The sequence below is a fragment of the Microbacterium sp. MYb45 genome (assembly GCF_002979655.1).
Lineage (GTDB): Bacteria > Actinomycetota > Actinomycetes > Actinomycetales > Microbacteriaceae > Microbacterium.
Genome location: NZ_PCPG01000001.1, coordinates 638512 through 660449, shown reverse-complemented (window position 1 = coordinate 660449; position 21938 = coordinate 638512). Strand labels below are relative to the sequence as shown.

The window sequence follows — 21938 nt, the reverse complement described above, 5'->3', positions numbered from 1 at the left end:
GTGCGATGCGAGGGGCCGGCTCCCGCACTGGCGTAGGCTGTCATGGTTGCCGTCGGCGCCAACTGCGCCGACCCCGGTGACATCCCCTCACCCCTGGGAGTAAAGCTGTGCCTGGAGAGAACCTCACCCGCATCGAAGCGCAGGAGCGCCGCGACGTCATCGACACTCAGTCCTATGAAGTCGCCCTCGATCTGACCAAGGGTGCCGAGATCTTCGGCTCCCGGAGCGTGGTGCGCTTCACCGCGACTCCGGAGAGCTTCACCTTCATCGACCTGATCGCCCGGGACGTGCGTGAGATCTCCCTCAACGGCGAGCAGCTCGATCCGAACGAGGTCTTCGCCGACTCTCGCATCGCGCTCAGCGGGCTGCAGGCCGAGAACGTGCTGGTCGTCGATGCCGACTGCCTCTACACGAACACGGGCGAGGGCCTCCACCGTTTCGTCGACCCGGTCGACGAAGAGGTCTACCTCTACTCGCAGTTCGAGGTCCCGGACTCACGTCGCGTGTTCGCGGTGTTCGAGCAGCCCGATCTCAAGGCGACGTTCCAGTTCACCGTGACGGCGCCAGCGGCATGGAAGGTCATCTCCAACTCCCCCACGCCCGAGCCCATCGTGCACGACGACGACACGACGGCGACCTGGGGCTTCGAGCCGACCCCACGCATCTCCTCGTACATCACCGCGCTCGTCGCCGGACCCTACGAGTCCACGTTCTCGGAGCTCACCAGCGCCTCGGGCCGTGTGATCCCCCTCGGCGTCTACGGACGCAAGAGCCTGTGGCAGCACCTCGATGCCGACTACATCTTCGACAAGACCCGCGAGGGTTTCGCCTACTACGAGTCGAAGTTCGGGGTTCCGTACCCGTTCGCCAAGTACGACCAGCTCTTCGTCCCGGAGTTCAACGCGGGAGCGATGGAGAACGCAGGAGCCGTCACCTTCACCGAGACCTATGTCTTCCGCAGCAAGGTCACCGACGCCGTCAAGGAGCGCCGCGTCGTGACGATCCTGCATGAGCTCGCACACATGTGGTTCGGCGACCTCGTCACGATGAAGTGGTGGAACGATCTCTGGCTGAACGAGTCGTTCGCCGAATGGGCGTCGACCATCGCCACCGCCGAAGCCACCGAGTGGACCGAGGCGTGGACGACGTTCAACGCCATGGAGAAGACCTGGGCCTATCGACAGGACCAGCTCCCCTCGACCCACCCGATCGTCGCGGAGATCAACGACCTGGAAGACGTGCAGGTCAACTTCGACGGCATCACCTACGCCAAGGGCGGATCGGTCCTGAAGCAGCTGGCCGCCTGGGTCGGCATCGAGGCGTTCTTCGCCGGTGTGTCGCAGTACTTCCAGAAGCACTCCTGGGGCAACACCGAACTCAGTGACCTGCTTTCGGAGCTCGAGGCCACCAGCGGTCGCGACCTCAGCACATGGTCGAAGAAGTGGCTGGAGACGGCAGGCGTCAACACGCTCGAGCCGGTCATCGCGGAGGACCACGACGGCACGATCTCGCGCTTCGCCATCACGCAGACGGCCCCGGCGGACTACCCCACCATCCGACCGCACCGACTGGGCATCGGCTTCTACACGCTGACCGACGGTGCACTCACCCGCACGCACTACCTCGAGGTCGACGTCGACGGCGACCGCACCGAGGTGCCGGAGCTGCAGGGCATCGCCCGCCCCGACCTCGTGCTGCTCAACGATGAGGACCTCGCCTACGCGAAGATCCGCCTCGACGAGAAGTCGCTCGCCACCGCGATCGCTCACCTGGCCGACATCCACGATCCGCTCGCCCGCTCGCTCGTGTGGGGTGCCGCGTGGGATCAGACGCGGGATGCGGAGACGGCGGCTTCCGCCTACATCGACCTCGTGCTGGGGAACATCGGCCGGGAGACCGAGTCGACGACCGTGCGCACCACGCTCGCTCAGCTGCGGACGGCCGCCACGCTCTACGTCGCCCCGGCTGAGCGAGAGACCGCTCGTCTCAAGGTCGCCGACGGATTGTGGAGCCTGGCGGAGTCGGCCGAGCCGGGCAGCGACAGCCAGCTGCAGTTCGTCACCGCCTTCGCGAATGCCCTGGTGACTCCGGAGCACGCGGGAATCGTGGGCCGTCTGCGCTCCGGTGAGGACACGCTTCACGGTCTGGAGATCGACGCAGACCTGAACTGGCAGCTGCTCGTGGGTCTCGCGACCATCGGCGCCACCGATGCCGCGGCGATCGATGCCGCTCTGGCGGCGGACAACACCGCCAAGGGCGGGGAATTCGCCGCGCAGGCGCGGGCGTCTCTGCCCGACTCGGCGTCCAAGAAAGCGGCCTGGGCTTCGCTCATCGAGCGCGACGATGCTCCCAACACGATCGTTCGCTCCGCCGCGCTCGGTTTCGCGCATCCTGCCGGCGCCGCCGTACTGGGCGAGTTCGTCCCCGCCTACTTCGACATGCTGCTCCCCATCTGGGAGTCGCGCACCTACCAGATCGCTCAGTACCTGATCGTCGGGCTCTTCCCGACGGCTCTCGCCGACGGGGCGCTTCGTGACGCGACGCGCTCGTGGCTGGCGGCCAACCAGGATGCTGCGCCGGCGCTTCGACGCCTGGTGCTCGAGAACCTCGCGGACGTCGAGCGCGCACTCGCCGCACAGGCACGCGACGCGGAGGACTGAGCGCTCCGCCTCAGCCGCCACCGGCTCTCGAAACGGAGACCACCCACCTCGCTCTCGGAGTGTCCCGCGCGGATGCGACGCAGCGGACGTGGATGGTCTCCGTTTTCGCACGGCGGATCCGCCCAGCCTGCACAGAGACCCGCTCGCTAGGATCGTGACTGATGATGCTCCCCTTCGATGTCAATGCTCCTCCCGCGGAGACCCCACTCCCCGACTGGGCGACGAACCTGCTCGCCTGGCTGAGCCAGGTCGGCATGAAGGCTCTCACCGTCGCGATCATCATCGCTAGCTGTGTCGTGATCGGGCTCATCCTGCGCCTGGTCATCCGTCGGGTCGTGCACCGCATCGTCGACAGCGCGAAGAGCAAGGCGTCGGTCGACGACACTCAGGCCTTGGAGCGCTCGCCCCTCGCCGACATGCGTCTGGTGCAACGGACCCGCACCCTCGGCACGATCCTGCAGAACATCGTCAACGTGATGCTCGTGGTCATCGCGATCGTGCTCATCGTGAACGCCCTCGACCAGAGCCTGTTGGGGTCGCTGACCCTCCTCACGGCTGCGGTCGGCGCCGGTCTCGGGTTCGGCGCGCAGAACATCGTCAAGGACGTGCTCAACGGCATGTTCTTGGTGGCCGAGGATCAGATCGGAATCGGCGACGTCGTCGACCTCGGGCTCGCGAGCGGTGTCGTCGAGTACGTCAGCGTTCGGATCACCCAGGTGCGCGACGTCAACGGCACCCTCTGGTATGTGCGAAACGGCGAGGTCACCCGAATCGGCAACATGTCGCAGGGATGGGCGCGGTCGATCATCGACCTCGGCGTCCCGGCCGACTCCGACCTCGAGCAGGTCGAGCACATCATGCTCGAGACCGCACAGGGGCTGGCGAAGGATCCCAAGTGGCGCACGCGCATCATCGAGAAACCGGAGCTCTGGGGGCTGGAGTCGATCGACGGCGATGCCCTCGTCGTCCGCATCGTGATCAAAGCACGTGCCAACGCGAAGGACGACGTGGCGCAGGAGCTGCGCCGCCGCCTGCGCGCCGCACTCCTCGAGAAGGAGATCAGCGTGCCGCGCATGGTCGATGTCGTGCCGACAGGGCTCGATGGCGCCCGCCGGGTCCGCGGCGCTAATCCTCCCCGGACGCGACCTAACGCGGTGACCGGCGTGCCGGTGATCCCTGACCGTGGAATCTGGCGCCGCAAGAAGCCCACGGATGACGGGAGTCCCCAGAAGTGACGTTCTACGACGAGATCGGTGGACACGACACGTTCACGAAGATCGTGTCGGTGTTCTACCGCGAGGTCGCCCTCGATCCCGTGATGAAGCCGATGTATCCGGAGGAAGACCTCGGCCCCGCCGAAGACCGGCTCCGCATGTTCCTCGAGCAGTACTGGGGCGGCCCGACGACGTATGGCGACACGCGCGGGCATCCCCGCCTGCGGATGCGGCACATGCCGTTCCACATCGATGCCGACGCGCGCGATCGTTGGCTTCGTCACATGCGGACCGCCGTGGACGAGGCGCAGTTGTCTCCTCTGCACGAAGCGACGCTCTGGGACTACCTCGAGCGCGCCGCGTATGCCATGGTGAACACATCCGAGCCTTCGGGGATCGGGGCCGCTCCCGGCGGTCGCCCCACGCTCGAGACCCGATCACGTCAGGAATCAACGGAGAGCTCATGACGACGAAGCCCCTGTCCACAGATGTTCTAGTGATCGGATGGGGGCTGGCCGGACTCGTCGCCGCGTCCGAGGCTCTAGACGCCGGCCGTCGCGTCATCCTGGTGGACCAGGAGCCGCGGACGAACCTCGGCGGTCAGGCCTGGTGGTCGTTCGGCGGGCTCTTCTTCATCGACTCCCCTGAACAGCGGCGGCTCGGGATCAAGGACTCCCTCGAGCTCGCGACTCAGGACTGGTTCGGCAACGCCGGGTTCGATCGGCCGGAAGACGAATGGCCGAGGCGCTGGGCAGAGGCCTACCTGCAGTTCGCAGCCGGAGAGAAGCGCTCGTGGCTGCGCGAGCGCGGCGTCGGGTTCTTCCCCGTCGTGGGCTGGGCGGAACGCGGCGGCTACGGCGCCATCGGACCGGGCAACTCGGTTCCACGATTCCACATCACTTGGGGCACCGGGCCGGGGATCGTCGCACCCTTCGCAGCCGCCATCGAGCAGGGCGAGCGGGAAGGACGTCTGACGGTCCTCCCGCGACACCGCGTCTCCGAGCTCGTGGTGACCGACGGCGCGGTCACCGGTGCGCGCGGAAACGTGCTCGCCTCGTCGGGCGCATCGCGTGGTGCGGTGTCGTCGCGCGAGATCATCGGCGAGTTCGAGATCGCGGCACGGGCGACCATCGTCTCCTCTGGCGGCATCGGGGGGAACCACAACCTCGTGCGGGCTGCATGGCCCGAACGCCTCGGCACTCCCCCCGAGCACATGCTCACAGGGGTACCGGCCTATGTCGACGGATCGATGTACAGCGTCAGCGCGGCCGCCGGTGCGCGGTTCATCAATGGCGACCGGATGTGGCACTACGTCGAGGGCATCACGAACTGGGACCCGGTGTGGCCGTCTCACGGCATCCGCATCCTCCCCGGGCCGTCGTCGCTCTGGCTGGATGCGACGGGCAAGCGCCTCCCGGTACCCCTGTTCCCCGGGTTCGACACTCTGGGAACGCTCGCGCACCTGCGTACGACCGGTCACGATCACTCCTGGTTCGTCACCTCGCGGCAGATCGTCGAGAAGGAGTTCGCGCTCTCGGGCAGCGAACAGAACCCCGACCTCACCGGCAAAGATGTTCAGCTGCTGCTGAAATCCCGACTCGCCAAGGGACCGACCGGGCCGGTGCAGTCGTTCCTCGACGAAGGTGAGGACTTCATCGTCGAGAAGGACCTCGAGTCGCTGCTCGAGCAGATGCAGCGCCACCCCGGCGGCGAGTTCCTCGACATCGACAACGTCCGCCGCGAGGTGGTCGCCCGAGATCGAGAGATGGACAACGACTTCACGAAGGATGCGCAGATCGGCATGCTTCGTTCCATGCGTGGTTATCGCGGCGACAAGCTGATCCGCACCGCAGCACCACATCGCTTGCAGGACCCGAGCGCCGGGCCGCTAGTGGCGGTCAAACTCCACGTCCTCACGCGCAAGTCGCTCGGCGGCATCAACACCGACCTCGAAGGCCGTGCCCTCGATGCGAACGGAGACCCGATCCCCGGACTCTACGCCGCAGGTGAGGCGAGCGGTTTCGGCGGCGGTGGAGTTCACGGCTATCGCGCGCTCGAGGGGACCTTCCTCGGCGGATGCCTGTTCTCGGGGCGAACCGCCGGCCGCGCGGCCGCAGCAGCGGGCTGACGAACACGGTCCCGGGCGCTGAGCGCGGCGGAAATCCGCGCGATGACTAGACGGCGGAACCGGTGGAACGGACGCCCGTCAGCCCGGTGGCCACGGGACCGCGCACCAGCACATGACCGCGACGGAACGCCAGACGTGTCCACCTGCCGGACCGTGAGAGCTGGACCTGCTCCTCACCGGAGATGAAGCCCATCGCGTCGGCGGCGAACGCCGTTCCGCGAGGCAGCCCTCCGAGATCCTCATCGGGTTCACCCCAGATCGCGGCGCGGAGGGCGCGGACCGCTTCCTCGCCCGAACCGGGGCCGGCGCCCCGCGCGACCGCCGAGATCCCCCACTGCGCGCGCTGGGCGATCACGGATGCCGCCAGCGCGGCCTCCGGCGTCCACGCGCTCCGAGGCGGGGCGACGCCGGCCCATGCCGGCGACAGACCGGTCTCCGGAAGCGTGAGCCGATCGGCGTCATCGGTCTTCGTGAGTCGATCGACGACGACGTCGCACTCGAGCTCGGGGTCGGCATGCACGATGCGCATCGCGAGAATGGTCGGCGTCTGGTCGAACAGACCCTGCGGCGCGAGTACCGCGGTGGTGAGCGCGAGCACACCGTTCGCCGCCTGCAGGCGCACGCCTTCGTCGGTGATCCTGGTCGCTCGTCCGACGAAGGTCAGAACGTCCTTCGCGGTGTCGGGGTCAGCGAGGAGGAGGTGATGCGTCACGCGTTCTAAACTACCAACGGTGCGGCATGCGGGGTCGCAGAGAGGAACACATGAGCGCGGAGCAGCACGCCATCCAGACCGTCGAACGGCTTCTCGAGGTCCTCGATCTCGATGCGGCTCAGGCTCGCACCACAGAGGACATCTTCACGGGCTCCTCGCACCCGATGCCGAGCGGCCGCATCTACGGGGGCCAGGTGCTCGCCCAGGCTCTGCTCGCCGCGGAGCGGACACTCCCTGAGGACCGTGCGGTGCATTCGATGCACGGGTACTTCCTCCGTCCTGGGGATGCGAGCCAGGGAATCACCATCGCGGTCGATCGGATCCACGACGGCCGATCGTTCTCGACCAGGCGGACCCAGGCTTACCAAAACGGCGTGCCGATCTTCTCGATGATCGCCTCGTTCCAGGACGCCGATCCCGGGGTGGAGCACGCCGAGCCGATGCCGGCGGGCATTCCCGGCCCGGATGAGCTCGCCCCGGACGAGGAGCGGGTCCACGGGCTACCCGAAGGCACCACCCGGATGCTCAGTGAGCGAGCGGCCGATGTGCGGCACGTCGACTCACCGCTGTATCTGCCCAGCGAAGATGCACAAGTGCCCCGGCAAGCCGTGTGGATGCGACTGCGCGCCCCTCTCCCTGACGACCAGCGACTTCACCGAGCCGCGCTCGCGTACCTCAGCGACATGACGATCCAGGAATCGATCCTGCGGGCACACGGCGTCTACTGGGCGCTCGCCGGGCTGAAGGTCGCGAGCCTCGATCACGCGATGTGGTGGCATCGACCCGCGCGCGTCGACGAGTGGCTGCTCTATGTGCAGGAGTCGCCGAATGCGCGAGGGGGGCGGGGGCTCGCCACCGGACGGATCTACACGCGCGACGGCGCGCTGGTCGCGAGCGTCGCACAGGAGATCATGATCCGCGTGCCCGAGGAGTCGCCCTAGGGCTCGGTCACACCGGTACCCGCCGCGACGTCAGCGGTGGGAGTACTCGATCGAGTCGCCCACATACGGCTCCCAGGCGTCGCGCATCTCCTGAGTGAGTCGGGTGGGGCGCCCGGTCTGAGCGTCGACCAGCACGATGATCGCCGTCGATCGCGCGTAGATCTGTCGCGGTTCTGCGGTCGGGTCGTTGTGGACCTCGTAGCAGACTTCGACGCTGGAGCCGCCGAGCTTGCCGAACCACATCTGCACCTCGAGCGGGCGTCGCTGATATGGCACGGGCGCGAGGTACTCGATCTCCTGTCGCGCGATGAGGGTCAGGATTCCCTCGTCGATGCCGGAATCGAGCACCGCCGTCGACGGCGCCTCCTCACCGGGGCCGGCACGCCAGAAGGCTCTGACTCGAGCCTCCTCGAGCAGTTTCAGCATCGAGGTGTTGTTGACGTGATTGAACGCATCCAGATCACCCCAGCGGAGGTGGATCGGGATGTGCAGACGCGGCCCCGGTGAAGCGGACATCGCGGCCTCAGTCGCGCGTCAGCTTGCGGTGCGTCGAACGGTGCGGCTTCGCGGCGTCGGGGCCGAGGCGCTCGATCTTGTTCTCCTCGTACGCCTCGAAGTTCCCCTCGAACCAGTACCACTGGCCGGGCTTCTCGTCGGTGCCCTCGTACGCGAGGATGTGCGTCGCGATCCGGTCGAGGAACCACCGGTCGTGAGTGATCACCACAGCACAGCCGGGGAACTCGAGCAGGGCGTTCTCGAGCGAGCTCAGGGTCTCGACATCGAGGTCGTTTGTCGGCTCATCGAGGAGCAACAGGTTGCCTCCCTCTTTGAGCGTCAGCGCGAGGTTCAGGCGGTTGCGCTCACCACCGGAGAGCACGCCGGCCTTCTTCTGCTGGTCCGGGCCCTTGAAGCCGAACTTCGACACGTAAGCGCGGGACGGGATCTCGGTCTTGCCGACGGTGATGTAGTCCAAGCCGTCGGAGACGACCTCCCACAGCGTCTTGTTCGGATCGATGTTGGAACGCGACTGGTCGACATAGCTGATCTTGACCGTCTCACCGATCTTCAGATCCCCGCCGTCGAGCGGCTCGAGACCCACGATCGTCTTGAAGAGCGTCGTCTTACCCACGCCGTTGGGTCCGATCACACCGACAATGCCGTTCGGCGGGAGGTTGAAGCTGAGGTTGTCGATCAGTACCCGACCGTCGAAGCCCTTCTGCAGCTTCTTGGCATCGATCACGATGCCACCCAGACGCGGGCCCGCGGGGATCTGGATCTCGTCGAAGTCCAGCTTCCTGGTCCGCTCCGCCTCCGAAGCCATCTCCTCGTAGCGAGCGAGACGCGCCTTCGATTTGGTCTGGCGGCCCTTCGCGCTGGAACGGACCCACTCCAGCTCCTCCTTGAGGCGCTTGGCCAGCTTGGCGTCCTTCTTGCCCTGGACCTCGAGTCGTTCGCCCTTCTTCTCCAGGTAGGTCGAGTAGTTGCCCTCGTAGCCGATGAGACGACCGCGATCGACTTCGGCGATCCACTCGGCGACGTGGTCGAGGAAGTACCGGTCGTGCGTGATCGCGATCACGGCACCCTTGTAGGCCTGCAGGTGCTGCTCGAGCCACAGCACACTCTCGGCGTCGAGGTGGTTGGTGGGCTCGTCGAGGAGCAGGAGGTCGGGCTTCTGCAGGAGCAGCTTCGCAAGGGCGACACGACGCTTCTCACCACCGGAGAGCGGTGCGATCGCGGCGTCGGCCGGGGGCGTGCGCAGAGCGTCCATGGCCTGATCGAGCTGCGAGTCGAGGTCCCAGCCGTCGGCTGCGTCGATCTCTTCCTGCAGCGTGCCCATCTCGGCGAGGAGAGCGTCGAAGTCGGCGTCGGGCTCGGCCATCAGTAGCGAGATCTCGTTGAACCGGTCGACCTTCGGCTTGATCGCGATGCCGTCCTGGATGTTCTCGATCACCGTCTTGGACTCGTCGAGCTCCGGCTCCTGCATCAGGATGCCGACCGTGTACCCCGGGGAGAGCTTCGCCTCGCCGTTCGACGGAGTGTCGAGACCGGCCATGATCTTGAGGATCGTCGACTTTCCGGCGCCGTTCGGGCCGACCATGCCGATCTTCGCCCCGGGGAGGAACGCCATCGTGACGTCGTCGAGGATGAGCTTCTCGCCCACTGCCTTACGCGCACGCACCATCGAGTAGATGTACTCAGCCATACCGTTTAAACACCTTTGCTGATCAGAATCGAACCTGCCATCGCACTGCTGAAGCGGTGCGGAAATCTACCTAAGACTACCTCCGGGGCGGCAGTCAGACGATTCCCCGGCGCCCGGACTGGGCTCCGCCGTCTGCCGGACTCCACGCGCGCCCGAGGTCAGCCTCGCACGTCGGTGCGCTGCGGAGCCATCACGCTGTCCGCAATCACCGCGTCCGAGGATGATCAGCGTGAAGAATAGATCGTGACGGATGTACCAACAGCCCTTGGCGTGTCACCAGTCGATCGGACGTGTGGTGCCCACCAGGCAGCGCCCCTCGGCGAGCTGCGGCATCACGACGGTGACGACACGTCCCGTGGAGGGACCCACCTGACCGACGAGACATTCGCTGTCACCCCAGCGCACGGAGAACTGCAGGCTCTCCGCAGGGTTGCCGACCGTCGACTGATCCTGCGTCACCTGCATCGCGCTCCGATCGAATCCCGCCGTGACCAGAGCATCGATGTACGCTCGCCCGGCCCCCCGCTGATCCGTTGCCCAGACGCGTTCGGCGACCGAGGTGAAGACCGGGAGGTTCTCCTCGGCTGCGCCGTCGGGCACGAGCGTCGGTTCCGCAGGAGTCGTCGTCCCGGGAGTCGGCGACGCGACAGCCGTGGGCGATGCAGACGGGCCGGGAGTCGGCGCACAGGCGGAGAGCAGCAGGAACGCGGCGATCGAAGCCGCAAGGGCACCGGCCGCGCGCGGCGACGTGAGGACCGAACGACGAAGCACAAGCCGAGTCTACGTCTCCCCCGCAATCCGGCCCTGCACGCCACCGGCGCCCCACCCCGCTGAATCGAGCGCGGAGCCGCCCGTCAGGACATGGCGCCCGCGGTCGAGGCGGGCGCAGCCCACGACAGGTCCAGCGGCTCGGAATCATGCCGGACCTGCTCCGACTCGGGATCATCCTCCGGAGATTCGTCCGGGCCGTTCCCCTCGGCACTCGGCGCCGCGTAGGGCCCGGCCGCCGCCGGACGGGACTGCGGTCGATATGCCGTCGTGCCCCATCGCAGGTCATGCCCGATGGAGTCGGCGTCGATGTCGACGCTCGTGCCGTGCTTACCGTTGCTCTCCCAGTTGCGGATCTTCAACCGCCCGGTGACGATCACACTGTCCCCGGTTCGCAACGATGCCTTCGCATTCTCGCCGAGGCTCCTGAAGGCGGCGACCGAGAACCAGTTGGTGCCGGAATCCGTCCACTCCTGCGTGGCGGAGTCGAAACGACGATGGGTACTCGCGAGACGGAAGTTCGTGACGGGCACGCCTCCCCCGGTCTGACCCTGGGTCGGATCCGTGGCGACTCTTCCCACGATGGTGACCATGTCGATCATGTGCTGTCCTTTCGTCGACCGGAGCGGAGCCCGTCCGGATCGCCCCAGCCTGACCTGCACCGCACCCGGCAACCGACCTGGAACACGCGAAGCGTGGACAGCGCTCATGAACGCCTTGCGGTGCAGAAAGGGCAGATCACAGCGCGTGTCGCCACGGACAGGCGAATGTCGGTGGTCGGTCATAGCTTCGAATCACGAAAGGAGTTCCGATGTCCGAAAGCTTGACCACCTCTCTCCCCGACGTCCCCTATGCGACGCCCCGGCTCTCTTCTCCCCGCGAGCACCTCGTCCGCGCCGCGGATCACCTTTGGCGCGTGCAGGACCGACGAGAACATGTCCTCGGCCACCTGCGTATCGTCGCCGATCCCCTCGGAATCCGATATCGCGCCGAGCGCCTGCACCTCGCGACCGGGGTCTTTCGCGTGATCGGTGAGTTCTGGCGTGCGGACGACGCGGTCGCCGCGCTTCGCTACTGCTGAGGCAGGAGTATCGTGCCCGACCGGGTCGATGGGCTCATCGCGACGAGCTCGTGCCCCGTCCGACACGGATCGGGTGAAGGTGCCCCCGGCAGGATTCGAACCTGCGACCAAGAGATTAGAAGGCTCCTGCTCTATCCCCTGAGCTACGGAGGCGCACGCTTCTAGAGTATCGCGGACCCGACGATGCTCGAGGAAGTGCATCTTCCCCAGCGATGTCGGGGCCGTCGATAGGATGGCGGAATGGTATCTGCGTCCGAGAACGATCGTCTCGTCTGGATCGACTGCGAGATGACGGGCCTCGATCTCGCGGTCGATGAGCTCGTGGAAATCGCTGTCGTCATCACCGATTTCGAGCTCAACCCCGTCGATCCCGGTTTTCAGGTGGTGATCCGCCCCGGCGCTGCAGCCCTCGAGCACATGAATGACTTCGTGACCAAGATGCACGAGACGTCCGGCCTGATCCTGGAGATCCCGCACGGGGTCTCTCTCGAAGAGGCCGAGGAACAGACACTCGCATACATCAAGCGCTTCGTTCCGCTCGAGCGCAAGGCGCCGCTCGCCGGCAACACGATCGGTACCGACAGGATGTTCCTCGCGAAGTACATGCCGCAGGTCGACCAGTGGCTGCACTACCGGAACGTTGACGTCTCCAGCATCAAGGAGCTTTCGCGGCGGTGGTACCCACGCGTCTTCTTCCAGGCACCGGCGAAGGACGGCGGGCACCGAGCGCTGGCCGACATCCTGGAGTCGATCCGCGAACTCCGCTACTACCGAGAGGCTGTCTTCGTCGACGAGCCCGGCCCGTCGAGCGACGACGCACGGGAGATCGCCACCCGTACGGTGTCCGAGTTCACTCCGAACATGTAATAGACTCGTATGGTTGCCTGCTCCGGCGGGCACATGGTGGGTATAGCTCAGCTGGTAGAGCGCTGGCTTGTGGTGCCGGATGTCGCGGGTTCGAGTCCCGTTACTCACCCTCAGGAAGAAGGCCCGAACCGCATGGTTCGGGCCTTCTTCGCATCGCCGAGCTGATCTGCCCGTCCCCACCGAAGCCCTAGACTTGCGTGGTGTCGCTCGCGGTCTGGTTCTCCTTGCTCACCGCGTCGGTGGTGATCAGCTTCACCCCCGGAGCAGGCGCCATCAACACGATGTCGAATGCGCTCAACCAGGGGTGGAAGCGCTCGATCTGGGGAATCATCGGGCAGCAGATCGCATTGATCGTGCATGTCGCGATCGTCGCGGCAGGCGTCGGTCTGCTCGTCTCGCGCTCGGAGTTCCTGTTCAACACCATCCGGTACGCCGGGGCGGCCTATCTCGTGTTCCTCGGCATTCGCCTGATCCTCACGAAACCTGCGGGCACCCTGGATGACGCTCCCGTGCCCGTCGACTCTCATGAGAGTCACTGGTCGATGATCCGACGGGGGTTCTGGGTCAACCTGCTCAACCCCAAGGCGATCGTCTTCTTCTTGGCGTTCATCCCGCAGTTCATCCGGCTCGACGAGCCTCCGGTGCCGCAGTACCTCACGCTGGTCGCCACGGTGATCGTGGTCGATGTGATCGTCATGTGGGGGTTCTTCGCGGCCGCCGCCCGCCCGTTCCGGCGACTCACCAGATCCGTGCGCGGCCAACGCATCCTCAACCTGGTGTTCGGCGTACTGTTCATCGCCGTGGCCGGCGTGCTCGTCCTTCTGCACTGATCCGGCGCCGGGGCCTGCGCGCCTCTAGGCTGGACAGGATGGACATGGATGCCGCGGCCTTCGAAGAACTGGTGATCGACGAGCTCGATCTCCTGCCCGATGACATGGTCGAGGGCCTGGAGAACGTCGTGTTCGTCGTGGAGGACCGCCCCGACGACGGCAGCCTGGATCTGCTCGGCCTGTACGACGGTCTGGCGCTCACCGAGCGCACGCAATACGGGATGGGCGAACTTCCGGACCGGATCGTCCTCTACCGCGAGCCGCATCTCGCCCAGTGCGAGACCGAGCACGAGCTCCGTGACGAGATCCATACGACCCTGGTTCACGAGATCGCTCACTTCTACGGCATCGACGATGAGCAGCTCCACGAGATGGGCTGGGCATGATGGCGAGGATCGCCCACCCGGAACTCGATGAGATCGTCGACCTCAGCGCCGCCCCGCTCGAGCCCTGGCAGGTCGTGGTGTGGAACGACCCCGTGAACCTCATGAGCTACGTGGTCCGCGTGTTCCGGACCTACTTCGGGTACTCGCTCGACCACGCCACGGCTCTGATGCTCGCCGTGCACAACGAGGGACACGCGATCGTCGCCACCGGACCGCGAGAGACCATGGAGGTGCATGCGCAGGCCATGCACGACTTCGGGCTCTGGGCCACCGTCAGGAAGGCACCGCTGTGAGCGACGACATCATCGTCATGCCCATCACCGTGATCGAGGAGTTCCACCTGTCCCGGCTCGTCGAGGACTTCATCGAGCTCGTCAGCGAATCACGGGGCACGGATGATCCGGCCATCGACCGGCTGACGCCGAACCCCTATCCCGAAGACTCGGATGCTGCGGCCGAGTTCGCCGATGCCACGCGGGAGGATCTCCTCGATCGTCGTCTCGCCGACGCGCGCAGGGTCCGCGCGGCGCTGGATGAGTACCCCCCGGGTATCGACTCGCTCACGGAGGAAGACGCGCTTGAAGTGCGAGAGACCCTCATCGCGTTCGATAGCCTCGAAGCCTGGCTTCGAACGCTCACCGCCATCCGTCTCGTCATCGCCACGCGACTCGGAATCACGTCCGAGGTCCAGACCGACGAAGACGGCCGCCACGATGTCTACGAATGGGTCGGCTATCGGCTGGAGCTGATCATCCAGGCTGCCGATGAGGCGGAATCCGCGTCGGAGATCTGACCTACGGGACGTCGACGATCCGAGTGGCCAGAGCACGAGGGTCGTCCCGTTCGAGATGACGGCGTTCCTGCGCCGCCCAGCGATCCCAGTGCGGACGGTACGTCTCTCCGTCACGATTCAGCGCCCGGGTCTTCCGCGACGCCTCCGCGGATTCCACCCAGACCCTGACGTCCGCGAGACCCGCTGTCGATGGTCGCAGGATTCCACTGCCCTCGATGATCACGCCGAGGGCAGGGTCGACCGCGTGGCTCTCCGCCTCGGCCTCCGACTCCCAATCCCAGCGCCGCCACGTGCCGAGGTATCCGCGACCGTGCGGACGCAGGATCCACTCGAGAGCGCGTTCTGCTCCGTCATCGAGGCCATCCCAACCGGGATAGATCGAATCGAGGGCGACGAGCTGCACGTGACCGAGGACGGGCCAGCGCCTGACGAGCCTCGCCGCGAGAGAGGACTTCCCCGCGCCACTGCCGCCGTCGATCAGGACGACAGGATTCGCGGCCGCCAGCGCGCGGACGTCCTGTTCGATCAGGGTCGCAGCGCGCTCCAGAGCCGTCGCGACGGGGTCGTCACTTCTTGAGGGCACGGATGATGCGCACGAGAGCCCGCCCGGTGACCCAGACGAACGGCACCGCCACGAGGAGCAGCGTGACGATGTTGGGCTCGAAGCGGAGACCCTCTTCTCGCCGGACGTAGACCCCGACCGGGACGGAGACACCGCCCCCTCCCCCGCCTTCGGCACCGTCGCCGCTGCCACCGCCGAATCCGGAGTATGTGAATGCAACGGGAGTGATGCTCACCCCGTCGACATCCTGGGGCTCTCCGTACGCGCTCTTCACGCCGAAGGACGCTGCTTGCTTTCCGAGTTCCAGTGCGATGTTCGGCATACCTCCACGGTAGCCGAGGAACAGGGCGCGCGTGAGATCAATCCAGGCCGTGCGCCTTCGGATGCTGCGCGGCGCCTCGGCCATCGACACGCCCGATGTGTCGCGCGCGGCTGATCGTCGCCGAGCCGAACCGTGCCACGGCCTCGTCGACGGCGCCCTCGACCTTGCGCCAATCCTCGTCGTCGTCCCAGAGGCCGAGACCGCCACCGCCAGCGGGGCGCAGGTTCTCGGCGCGGACGCCGACGAGTCGCACGGGGTCCCGCCGATCGATCTGCTCGAACAGTGACTGGGCTGCCTCGCCGATCCGCTGACCGACCGCAGTGGGCTCGCTCAGGGTCACGGAGCGGCTGAGCGTGCGGAAGTCGTCGAATCGGATCTTGATCGCGACGGTCGCCGTCTCCCAGTCGGCACGCCGCAGCCTCGCTGCGACGCGATCGGCGAGTCGCAGGAGCTCCGCACGGAGAAAATCCCGATCCCGGATGTCCGTGTCGAATGTCTCCTCATGACCGATGCTCTTCTCCACGCGTTCCGTGTCGACGGCACGCGGATCCTGTCCCATCGCCAGCTGCGCGAGGCGTGCACTGAGGGCCGCACCCACAGCCCTGTCGATCATCTCTCGCGGCGCCTCGCGCACATCCTGCACCGTGCGGATGCCTCGCGCCTCGAGGGCCTCCGCGGCCTTCGGCCCGACGCCCCACATCGCGCGAACCGGTCTCGGCGCGAGGAAGTCGAGCGTGTCCTTCGCTGCGACGACGAGCATGCCATCGGGCTTCGAAATCGTGGACGCCATCTTCGCGACGTGCTTGGTGGCAGCGACGCCCACGCTGCAGGTGATGCCGACCTCGTCGAGCACTCGTTGCCGGATCAACTCCGCGATGCGAGCGGGACTCCCCCAGAGGCGGCGCACGCCCTGCACATCGAGGAACGCCTCGTCGACCGACAGCGGCTCGACGAGGGGCGTGAACGACTCGAAGATCGCCATCACCTGCCGTGAGACCTCCTGGTACCGGTGGAAATGCGGGAGGACGATGCGCGCGGACGGGCACAGCCGTAACGCCTGGGAAACCGGCATCGCCGCACGGACGCCATAGCGACGAGCCTCGTAGGACGCACTCGAGACGACGGAACGGCCGTCCGGCGCCCCGATGATCAGCGGCAGACCACGGAGGGAGGGATCATCAAGCACCTCGACGGCCGCATAGAACGCGTCCATGTCGACGTGCAGGATGCGGGTTCCCGTGTCGTCGGCATCGACGGCGGAGACGATGCGTCCTCTGCCGTCACCGTGTCCCATACGACCATTCTCCCCCGGGCCTCGGACACGAGGCCCGGGGTGGCACGCTACTGCGCAGCGCGCTCGAGAATGAGTTCACGGACACGTGCGGCGTCCGCCTGACCCTTCATCGCCTTCATGACGGCGCCGATCACAGCGCCGGCGGCCTGCACCTTGCCATCCTTGATCTTCGCCATCACGTCGGGCTGAGCGGCCAGGGCCTCGTCGATCGCGGCGATCAGCGCGCCGTCATCCGACACGACCGCGAGCCCGCGGGCGTCCACGACCTCCTGCGGCGTGCCCTCGCCGGCGATGACGCCTTCGAGCACCTGGCGGGCGAGCTTGTCGGTGAGGGTTCCCGCATCGACGAGCTTCTGCAGCGCAGCAACGTTCTCCGGGCTGATCAGGTCGGTCGCGTCCTTCTCCTGTGCGTTCGCGAGACGGCTGATCTCGCCGGTCCACCACTTGCGTGCGGTGGCCGGAGTGGCGCCGGCAGCGATCGTCGCCTCGACGACCTCGAGCAGGCCGCCGTTGCGGACGTCCTGGAATTCGAGGTCCGTGAAGCCCCACTCCGTCATGAGACGGCGACGACGAGCGACGGGCTGCTCCGGAAGCGCGGCGCGCAACTCTTCGATCAGCTCGGCGGCCGGTTCCACGGGCAGCAGATCAGGCTCCGGGAAGTAGCGGTAGTCGTCGGCATCCGACTTCGGGCGTCCCGGCGAGGTCGTGCCGGTGTCCTCGTGCCAGTGCCGCGTCTCCTGTGTGATCGTGCCGCCATCGGCGAGAATCTGCGCCTGTCGCTGGATCTCGTACCTCACGGCGCGCTCGACCGAGCGCATCGAGTTGACGTTCTTCGTCTCCGTGCGGGTACCGAGCTTGTCTGTACCCCGCGGGCGCAGCGAAACGTTCGCGTCGCAGCGCAGGTTGCCGCGCTCCAGCCGAGCCTCGGAGATGCCGAGCCCGCGAACGATGTCGCGGATCGCCTGCACGTAGGCCTTGGCGACCTCCGGCGCTCGGTGCTCGGTGCCGTAGATGATGTTGGTCACGATCTCGACCAGCGGCACCCCCGCACGGTTGTAGTCGACGAGCGAGTACTCGGCCCCCTGGATACGTCCGGTGGCTCCGCCCATGTGGGTGAGCTTTCCGGCGTCTTCCTCCATGTGCGCACGCTCGATCGGGATCGTGATGAGCGTCCCGTCCTCGAGCTCGACCTCGACCGAGCCCTCATAGGCGATCGGCTCGTCGTACTGCGAGATCTGGTAGTTCTTGCCCAGGTCGGGGTAGAAGTAGTTCTTGCGCGCGAACCGGCTCGATTCGGCGATCGAGCAGCCGAGCGCGAGGCCCAGACTGATCGACGAGCGGATCGCCGTCTCGTTCACAACCGGCAGCGACCCGGGCAGTCCGAGGTCGACCGGCGCGATGAGCGTGTTCGGCTCCGCGGCGTGGAACGCCTCGTTGGCCGGGTTCGGCGCATCGGAGAACATCTTCGTGTTCGTGTTTAGCTCGACGTGGACCTCGAAACCGAGGACCGGCTCGAACAGCTCGAGCGCCTTGTCGAAGTCCATGAGCTTGGCGGCGGCCATCAGCGCTTCCCTTCTGCGAGCTGCGGAGCACGAGTGAGCAGCGGCGCGCCCCACGAGTCGACGAGCAGCGTCTCGAGCGCGGCGCCGACCTTGTAGAGACGGGCATCCTCGCGCGCCGGAGCGATGAACTGGATGCCGACGGGCAGGCCATCGTCATCGGCGAGGCCGCTCGGAATGGAGATGCCGGGGACGCCGGCGAGGTTCACCGGGATGGTCGTGATGTCGTTGAGGTACATCTGCAGCGGGTCATCGATCTTCTCCCCGAGCTTGAACGCCGTGGTCGGGGCCGAGGGCGTCGCGATCACGTCGACCTCGGCGAACGCGTTCGCGAAATCCTGCTGGATGAGCGTGCGGACCTTCTGTGCGCTGCCGTAGTAAGCGTCGTAGTATCCGGCCGACAGTGCGTACGTGCCGAGGATGATGCGGCGCTTGACCTCATCGCCGAAGCCGGCGTCGCGGGTCGCGGACATGACGTCCTCGACCGTGGGGTTGCCGTCGGGCGTCACCCGCAGGCCGAAGCGCACGGAGTCGAACTTCGCGAGGTTGCTCGAAGCCTCGGCGGGGAGGATCAGGTAGTACGCAGCCACTCCGTATTCGAAGTGTGGAGCGCCGATCTCGACGATCTCGGCGCCCTGAGCCTCCATGAGCGCGAGCGCGCTGCGGAACGACGCCGCGACACCGGGCTGGAAGCCGCTGTCCGGGAGTTCGCGGATCACGCCGACCTTGAGCCCCTTGAGCACGTCTCCGCGCGCCCCTTCGCGGGCGGCCTCAGCGAACGAGGGCCACTCGTCGCGCAGCGAGGTCGAATCCTTGGGGTCGTGCCCGCCGATGGCGTCGTGCAGCAGCCCGGAATCGAGGACCGTCCGGGAGACCGGGCCGACCTGGTCGAGGCTGGAGGCGAGTGCGATCGCACCGTAGCGGCTCACGCCGCCGTATGTGGGCTTGACGCCCACCGTGCCGGTGACGTGCGCGGGCTGACGGATCGACCCGCCGGTGTCGGAGCCGAGCGCAAGCGGAGCCTCGAACGCGGCGACAGCAGCGGCGGAGCCACCGCCGGACCCACCGGGGATGCGATCGAGATCCCACGGGTTGTGCGTGGCGCCGTACGCCGAGTGCTCCGTGGAGGAACCCATCGCGAACTCGTCCATGTTGGTCTTGCCGAGAGCGATCATCCCTGCTGCGCGCGAGCGTGCGACGACCGTGGCGTCGTAGGGCGAGCGATATCCCTCGAGGATGCGCGAGCCGCTGGTCGTGGGCTGGTCGGTCGTCACCAGAACGTCCTTGATCGCCAACGGCACACCGGCGAGAGGCCCCAGGGATTCACCGGAAGCGCGGCGGGCGTCGATCGCGGCTGCGGCCTCGAGCGCTCCCTCGTTGACGTGCAGGAAGGCGTGCACGTCACCGTCGACGGCGGCGATGCGGTCGAGGTGCGCCTGCGTCGCCTCGACGCTCGACACCTCGCCCGTGGAGAGCTTGGCGGCGAGATCGGCCGCGTTCAGTCGGATGATGTCGCTCACTGCTCTTCTCCCAGGATCGCGGTGACCCGGAAGCGGCCGTCCGCGGCGTCCGGAGCGTTCTGCAGCACCTGCTCGTGCGTGAGCGTCTGCCCGACCACATCCGGTCGGAAGACATTGCTCAGCGGGATCGGGTGGCTCGTCGCGACGACATCATCTGTCGCAACCTCCGAGACCTTCGCGATGTTGTCGACGATCGCGTCGAGCTGGCCCGTGAGCCGCGACACCTCGTCGTCGTTCAGCTGGATGCGTGCGAGCACACCGAGATGGCGCACGAGTTCAGGGGTGATTTCAGACACCCCTCCAGTCTAGTTGCCGCACTCCGAACTCCCCTGCCCCGCGAGTCGGTCGACATATGCTGGGCGGGTGAGCACGTTCCAGCCCCCTCGCCCGTGGATCGCCAGCTATGCCGCAGGAGTCCCCGACGACCTCCCTCCCGTGGACGGCTCGCTCGTCGACATCGTCGCCGCTTCGGCCCGCGACTACCCGGACGCTCCCGCCCTGCAGTTCTTCGGCCGCGAGACCACCTACGCACAGCTGCAGTCGGCGATCGACCGCGCCGCAGCAGGACTTCGCGACCTCGGGGTCCGCGCAGGAGACCCGGTCGCCATCGTTCTACCGAACTGCCCCCAGCACATCGTGGCCTTCTACGCGGTACTCCGTCTCGGCGCTGTCGCCGTCGAGCACAACCCTCTCTATACCCCTCGCGAACTGCGCAAGCAGTTCGAGGATCACGGCGCGAAGCACGCGATCGTGTGGAACAAGGTCGTGTCCACGGTGCAGGAGTTCCCGACGGATCTGGCCGTCACGAACCTCATCTCCGTCGACGTGACCCGCGCCATGCCGTTCGTCACCCGTTTCGCGCTGCGGCTCCCGGTCGCCAAGGCTCGCGAGTCGCGCGCGGCGTTGACCGAGAAGGTGCGCGGTACCGTCGCGTGGGATTCTCTCCTGGCCTCCGAGCCGATCCCCGCCTCACATCCGATGCCGCGCACCGACGATCTCGCGATCATCCAGTACACGTCCGGTACCACGGGAACGCCGAAGGGCGCGGCCCTCACACACCGCAACCTGCTCGCCAACGCCGCGCAGGCTCAGGCCTGGGTGCCGTCGATCCAGCGCGGCAAGGGCTGCGTGGTCTATGCGGTCCTGCCGATGTTCCACGCCTACGGCCTCACGCTCTGCCTCACATTCGCGATGTCGATGGGCGCCCGACTCGTGCTGTTCCCCAAGTTCGATCCGGACCTCGTGCTCGACGTCGTCAAGAAGCACCCCGCGACATTCCTCCCACTCGTGCCGCCCATCGCGGACCGCCTCCTCGCCGCAGCGAAGGAGAAGGGTGTGTCGCTCGACGGCATCGAGGTCGCGATCTCCGGCGCCATGGCACTGCCGCACGAGCTGGTCGTCCCCTTCGAAGAGGCCACGCATGGCTACCTCGTCGAGGGCTACGGACTGAGCGAGTGCTCGCCCGTCCTGATGGCGAACCCGGTCGCGGACAACCGCGAGCCCGGCACGGTCGGGCTCCCCCTGCCCGGGACCGAATGCCGTGTCGTCGACCCGGAGAACCCGAGCGAAGACGTCCCGGCCGGATCAGCCGGAGAACTCGTCGTGCGCGGCCCCCAGGTGTTCTCGGGGTATTACGGCAAGCCCGAGGAGACGGAAGCCGTCTTTGTCGACGGCTGGTACCGGACCGGTGACATCGTCACGATCGACGACGCCGGATTCGTCCGCATCGTCGATCGCATCAAGGAGCTCATCATCACCGGCGGCTTCAACGTCGCGCCCACCGAGGTCGAGAACGCGCTGCGCCAGCACCCCCAGGTCGCGGATGCCGCGGTCGTCGGGTTGCCGAGCGAGCACTCCGGCGAGGAGGTCGTCGCCGCCATCGTCGTGGATGCCGGAACCGATGTCGATGTGGAGGCGATCCGAGATTTCGCCCGCAGCATCCTCACTCCGTACAAGGTGCCGCGTCGTGTGTTCGTGGTCGACGAGCTCCCCAAATCGCTGATCGGGAAGGTGCTCCGACGTCAGGTCAAGGAGAAGCTGCTCGCCCTGACCACCGGCGCCTGAGGTCGTCCTCACAGGCGCCGAGCGCCGCAGCGCG

23 protein-coding genes and 2 tRNA genes are annotated in these 21938 nt (G+C 66.8%); 13 read left to right on the top strand and 12 right to left on the bottom strand.

Features of this window, described 5'->3' with window-relative positions:
* Nucleotides 1-107: 107 nt before the first annotated feature.
* The 4 genes from pepN to CQ034_RS03120 all read left to right on the top strand — a co-directional run bounded on the left by pepN (nt 108) and on the right by CQ034_RS03120 (nt 6002).
* Nucleotides 108-2660, top strand: a complete 2553-nt coding sequence (pepN, locus tag CQ034_RS03135; protein WP_105709895.1) for an aminopeptidase N — start codon at nt 108-110, stop codon at nt 2658-2660.
* Between the two features lie 161 nt (nt 2661-2821).
* Nucleotides 2822-3895, top strand: coding sequence for a mechanosensitive ion channel family protein (locus CQ034_RS03130; protein WP_105709894.1), 1074 nt, complete (start codon nt 2822-2824; stop codon nt 3893-3895).
* Nucleotides 3892-4341, top strand: coding sequence for a globin (locus CQ034_RS03125; protein WP_105709893.1), 450 nt, complete (start codon nt 3892-3894; stop codon nt 4339-4341). The genes CQ034_RS03130 and CQ034_RS03125 overlap by 4 nt, the downstream gene beginning before the upstream one ends.
* Nucleotides 4338-6002: an FAD-binding dehydrogenase gene (locus CQ034_RS03120; RefSeq protein ID WP_105709892.1), complete on the top strand. Its 1665-nt coding sequence runs from the start codon at nt 4338-4340 to the stop codon at nt 6000-6002. Before CQ034_RS03125 ends, CQ034_RS03120 begins: the two co-directional genes overlap by 4 nt.
* 46 nt (nt 6003-6048) lie before the next feature.
* On the opposite strand, the gene CQ034_RS03115 is transcribed toward CQ034_RS03120, so the two are convergent.
* A complete protein-coding gene (locus tag CQ034_RS03115) occupies nt 6049-6714 on the bottom strand; it encodes a hypothetical protein (RefSeq protein ID WP_105709891.1) in 666 nt (221 codons plus the stop codon).
* Between the two features lie 50 nt (nt 6715-6764).
* On the opposite strand from CQ034_RS03115, the gene CQ034_RS03110 reads away from it, so the two are divergent.
* Entirely contained in the window at nt 6765-7655 is an 891-nt protein-coding gene (locus tag CQ034_RS03110; protein ID WP_181156195.1) for an acyl-CoA thioesterase II, read from the top strand.
* A 30-nt stretch (nt 7656-7685) separates the two neighbouring features.
* On the opposite strand, the gene CQ034_RS03105 is transcribed toward CQ034_RS03110, so the two are convergent.
* The 4 genes from CQ034_RS03105 to CQ034_RS03090 all read right to left on the bottom strand — a co-directional run bounded on the left by CQ034_RS03105 (nt 7686) and on the right by CQ034_RS03090 (nt 11228).
* A complete protein-coding gene (locus CQ034_RS03105) occupies nt 7686-8171 on the bottom strand; it encodes a thioesterase family protein (protein WP_029263448.1) in 486 nt (161 codons plus the stop codon).
* Between the two features lie 7 nt (nt 8172-8178).
* Complete coding sequence (ettA, locus tag CQ034_RS03100) at nt 8179-9858, bottom strand: energy-dependent translational throttle protein EttA (protein WP_029263449.1); 1680 nt, start codon at nt 9856-9858, stop codon at nt 8179-8181.
* A 273-nt stretch (nt 9859-10131) separates the two neighbouring features.
* Entirely contained in the window at nt 10132-10629 is a 498-nt protein-coding gene (locus CQ034_RS19515; protein ID WP_181156194.1) for a DUF6993 domain-containing protein, read from the bottom strand.
* An 83-nt stretch (nt 10630-10712) separates the two neighbouring features.
* Complete coding sequence (locus CQ034_RS03090) at nt 10713-11228, bottom strand: single-stranded DNA-binding protein (protein ID WP_105709890.1); 516 nt, start codon at nt 11226-11228, stop codon at nt 10713-10715.
* A gap of 209 nt (nt 11229-11437) precedes the next feature.
* Between CQ034_RS03090 and CQ034_RS03085 the strand changes: the two genes are divergently transcribed.
* Nucleotides 11438-11707 carry a hypothetical protein gene (locus CQ034_RS03085; RefSeq protein ID WP_105709889.1) on the top strand — a complete coding sequence of 90 codons (270 nt, stop codon included), beginning with the start codon at nt 11438-11440 and terminating at the stop codon, nt 11705-11707.
* Between the two features lie 80 nt (nt 11708-11787).
* Here the strand turns inward: CQ034_RS03085 and CQ034_RS03080 are convergent.
* Nucleotides 11788-11860 (bottom strand) — tRNA-Arg (locus CQ034_RS03080).
* A gap of 87 nt (nt 11861-11947) precedes the next feature.
* Here CQ034_RS03080 and orn point away from each other — a divergent pair.
* The 6 genes from orn to CQ034_RS03050 all read left to right on the top strand — a co-directional run bounded on the left by orn (nt 11948) and on the right by CQ034_RS03050 (nt 14583).
* A complete protein-coding gene (gene orn, locus CQ034_RS03075; RefSeq protein ID WP_105709888.1) occupies nt 11948-12574 on the top strand; it encodes an oligoribonuclease in 627 nt (208 codons plus the stop codon).
* 36 nt (nt 12575-12610) lie between these two features.
* Nucleotides 12611-12683, top strand: a tRNA-His gene (locus tag CQ034_RS03070).
* A 91-nt stretch (nt 12684-12774) separates the two neighbouring features.
* Nucleotides 12775-13404: a LysE family transporter gene (locus tag CQ034_RS03065; RefSeq protein WP_181156193.1), complete on the top strand. Its 630-nt coding sequence runs from the start codon at nt 12775-12777 to the stop codon at nt 13402-13404.
* A gap of 38 nt (nt 13405-13442) precedes the next feature.
* Nucleotides 13443-13790, top strand: coding sequence for a metallopeptidase family protein (locus CQ034_RS03060; RefSeq protein WP_105709886.1), 348 nt, complete (start codon nt 13443-13445; stop codon nt 13788-13790).
* Nucleotides 13787-14083: an ATP-dependent Clp protease adapter ClpS gene (clpS, locus tag CQ034_RS03055; protein ID WP_219860754.1), complete on the top strand. Its 297-nt coding sequence runs from the start codon at nt 13787-13789 to the stop codon at nt 14081-14083. Before CQ034_RS03060 ends, clpS begins: the two co-directional genes overlap by 4 nt.
* Nucleotides 14080-14583: a DUF2017 family protein gene (locus CQ034_RS03050; protein WP_105709884.1), complete on the top strand. Its 504-nt coding sequence runs from the start codon at nt 14080-14082 to the stop codon at nt 14581-14583. The genes clpS and CQ034_RS03050 overlap by 4 nt, the downstream gene beginning before the upstream one ends.
* A gap of 1 nt (nt 14584) precedes the next feature.
* On the opposite strand, the gene CQ034_RS03045 is transcribed toward CQ034_RS03050, so the two are convergent.
* From CQ034_RS03045 to gatC, 6 genes are read right to left on the bottom strand one after another with little or no spacing between them, the layout of a single operon-like run.
* Nucleotides 14585-15166, bottom strand: coding sequence for a hypothetical protein (locus tag CQ034_RS03045; protein ID WP_105709883.1), 582 nt, complete (start codon nt 15164-15166; stop codon nt 14585-14587).
* Complete coding sequence (locus CQ034_RS03040; protein WP_029263459.1) at nt 15150-15467, bottom strand: hypothetical protein; 318 nt, start codon at nt 15465-15467, stop codon at nt 15150-15152. The genes CQ034_RS03045 and CQ034_RS03040 overlap by 17 nt, the downstream gene beginning before the upstream one ends.
* A 37-nt stretch (nt 15468-15504) precedes the next feature.
* The gene (dinB, locus tag CQ034_RS03035; RefSeq protein WP_105709882.1) at nt 15505-16761 is read right to left on the bottom strand and encodes a DNA polymerase IV; all 1257 of its coding nucleotides are present in this window, start codon (nt 16759-16761) and stop codon (nt 15505-15507) included.
* A gap of 47 nt (nt 16762-16808) precedes the next feature.
* Nucleotides 16809-18323 (bottom strand): Asp-tRNA(Asn)/Glu-tRNA(Gln) amidotransferase subunit GatB, encoded by a 1515-nt coding sequence (gene gatB, locus CQ034_RS03030; RefSeq protein WP_029263461.1) that lies wholly within the window; start codon nt 18321-18323, stop codon nt 16809-16811.
* Entirely contained in the window at nt 18323-19840 is a 1518-nt protein-coding gene (gatA, locus tag CQ034_RS03025; RefSeq protein WP_105709881.1) for an Asp-tRNA(Asn)/Glu-tRNA(Gln) amidotransferase subunit GatA, read from the bottom strand. The genes gatB and gatA overlap by 1 nt, the downstream gene beginning before the upstream one ends.
* The gene (gatC, locus tag CQ034_RS03020) at nt 19837-20136 is read right to left on the bottom strand and encodes an Asp-tRNA(Asn)/Glu-tRNA(Gln) amidotransferase subunit GatC (RefSeq protein ID WP_029263463.1); all 300 of its coding nucleotides are present in this window, start codon (nt 20134-20136) and stop codon (nt 19837-19839) included. The genes gatA and gatC overlap by 4 nt, the downstream gene beginning before the upstream one ends.
* Before the next feature lie 67 nt (nt 20137-20203).
* On the opposite strand from gatC, the gene CQ034_RS03015 reads away from it, so the two are divergent.
* Nucleotides 20204-21904 carry a long-chain-fatty-acid--CoA ligase gene (locus CQ034_RS03015; protein ID WP_105709880.1) on the top strand — a complete coding sequence of 567 codons (1701 nt, stop codon included), beginning with the start codon at nt 20204-20206 and terminating at the stop codon, nt 21902-21904.
* The last annotated feature ends 34 nt before the right edge of the window (nt 21905-21938 follow it).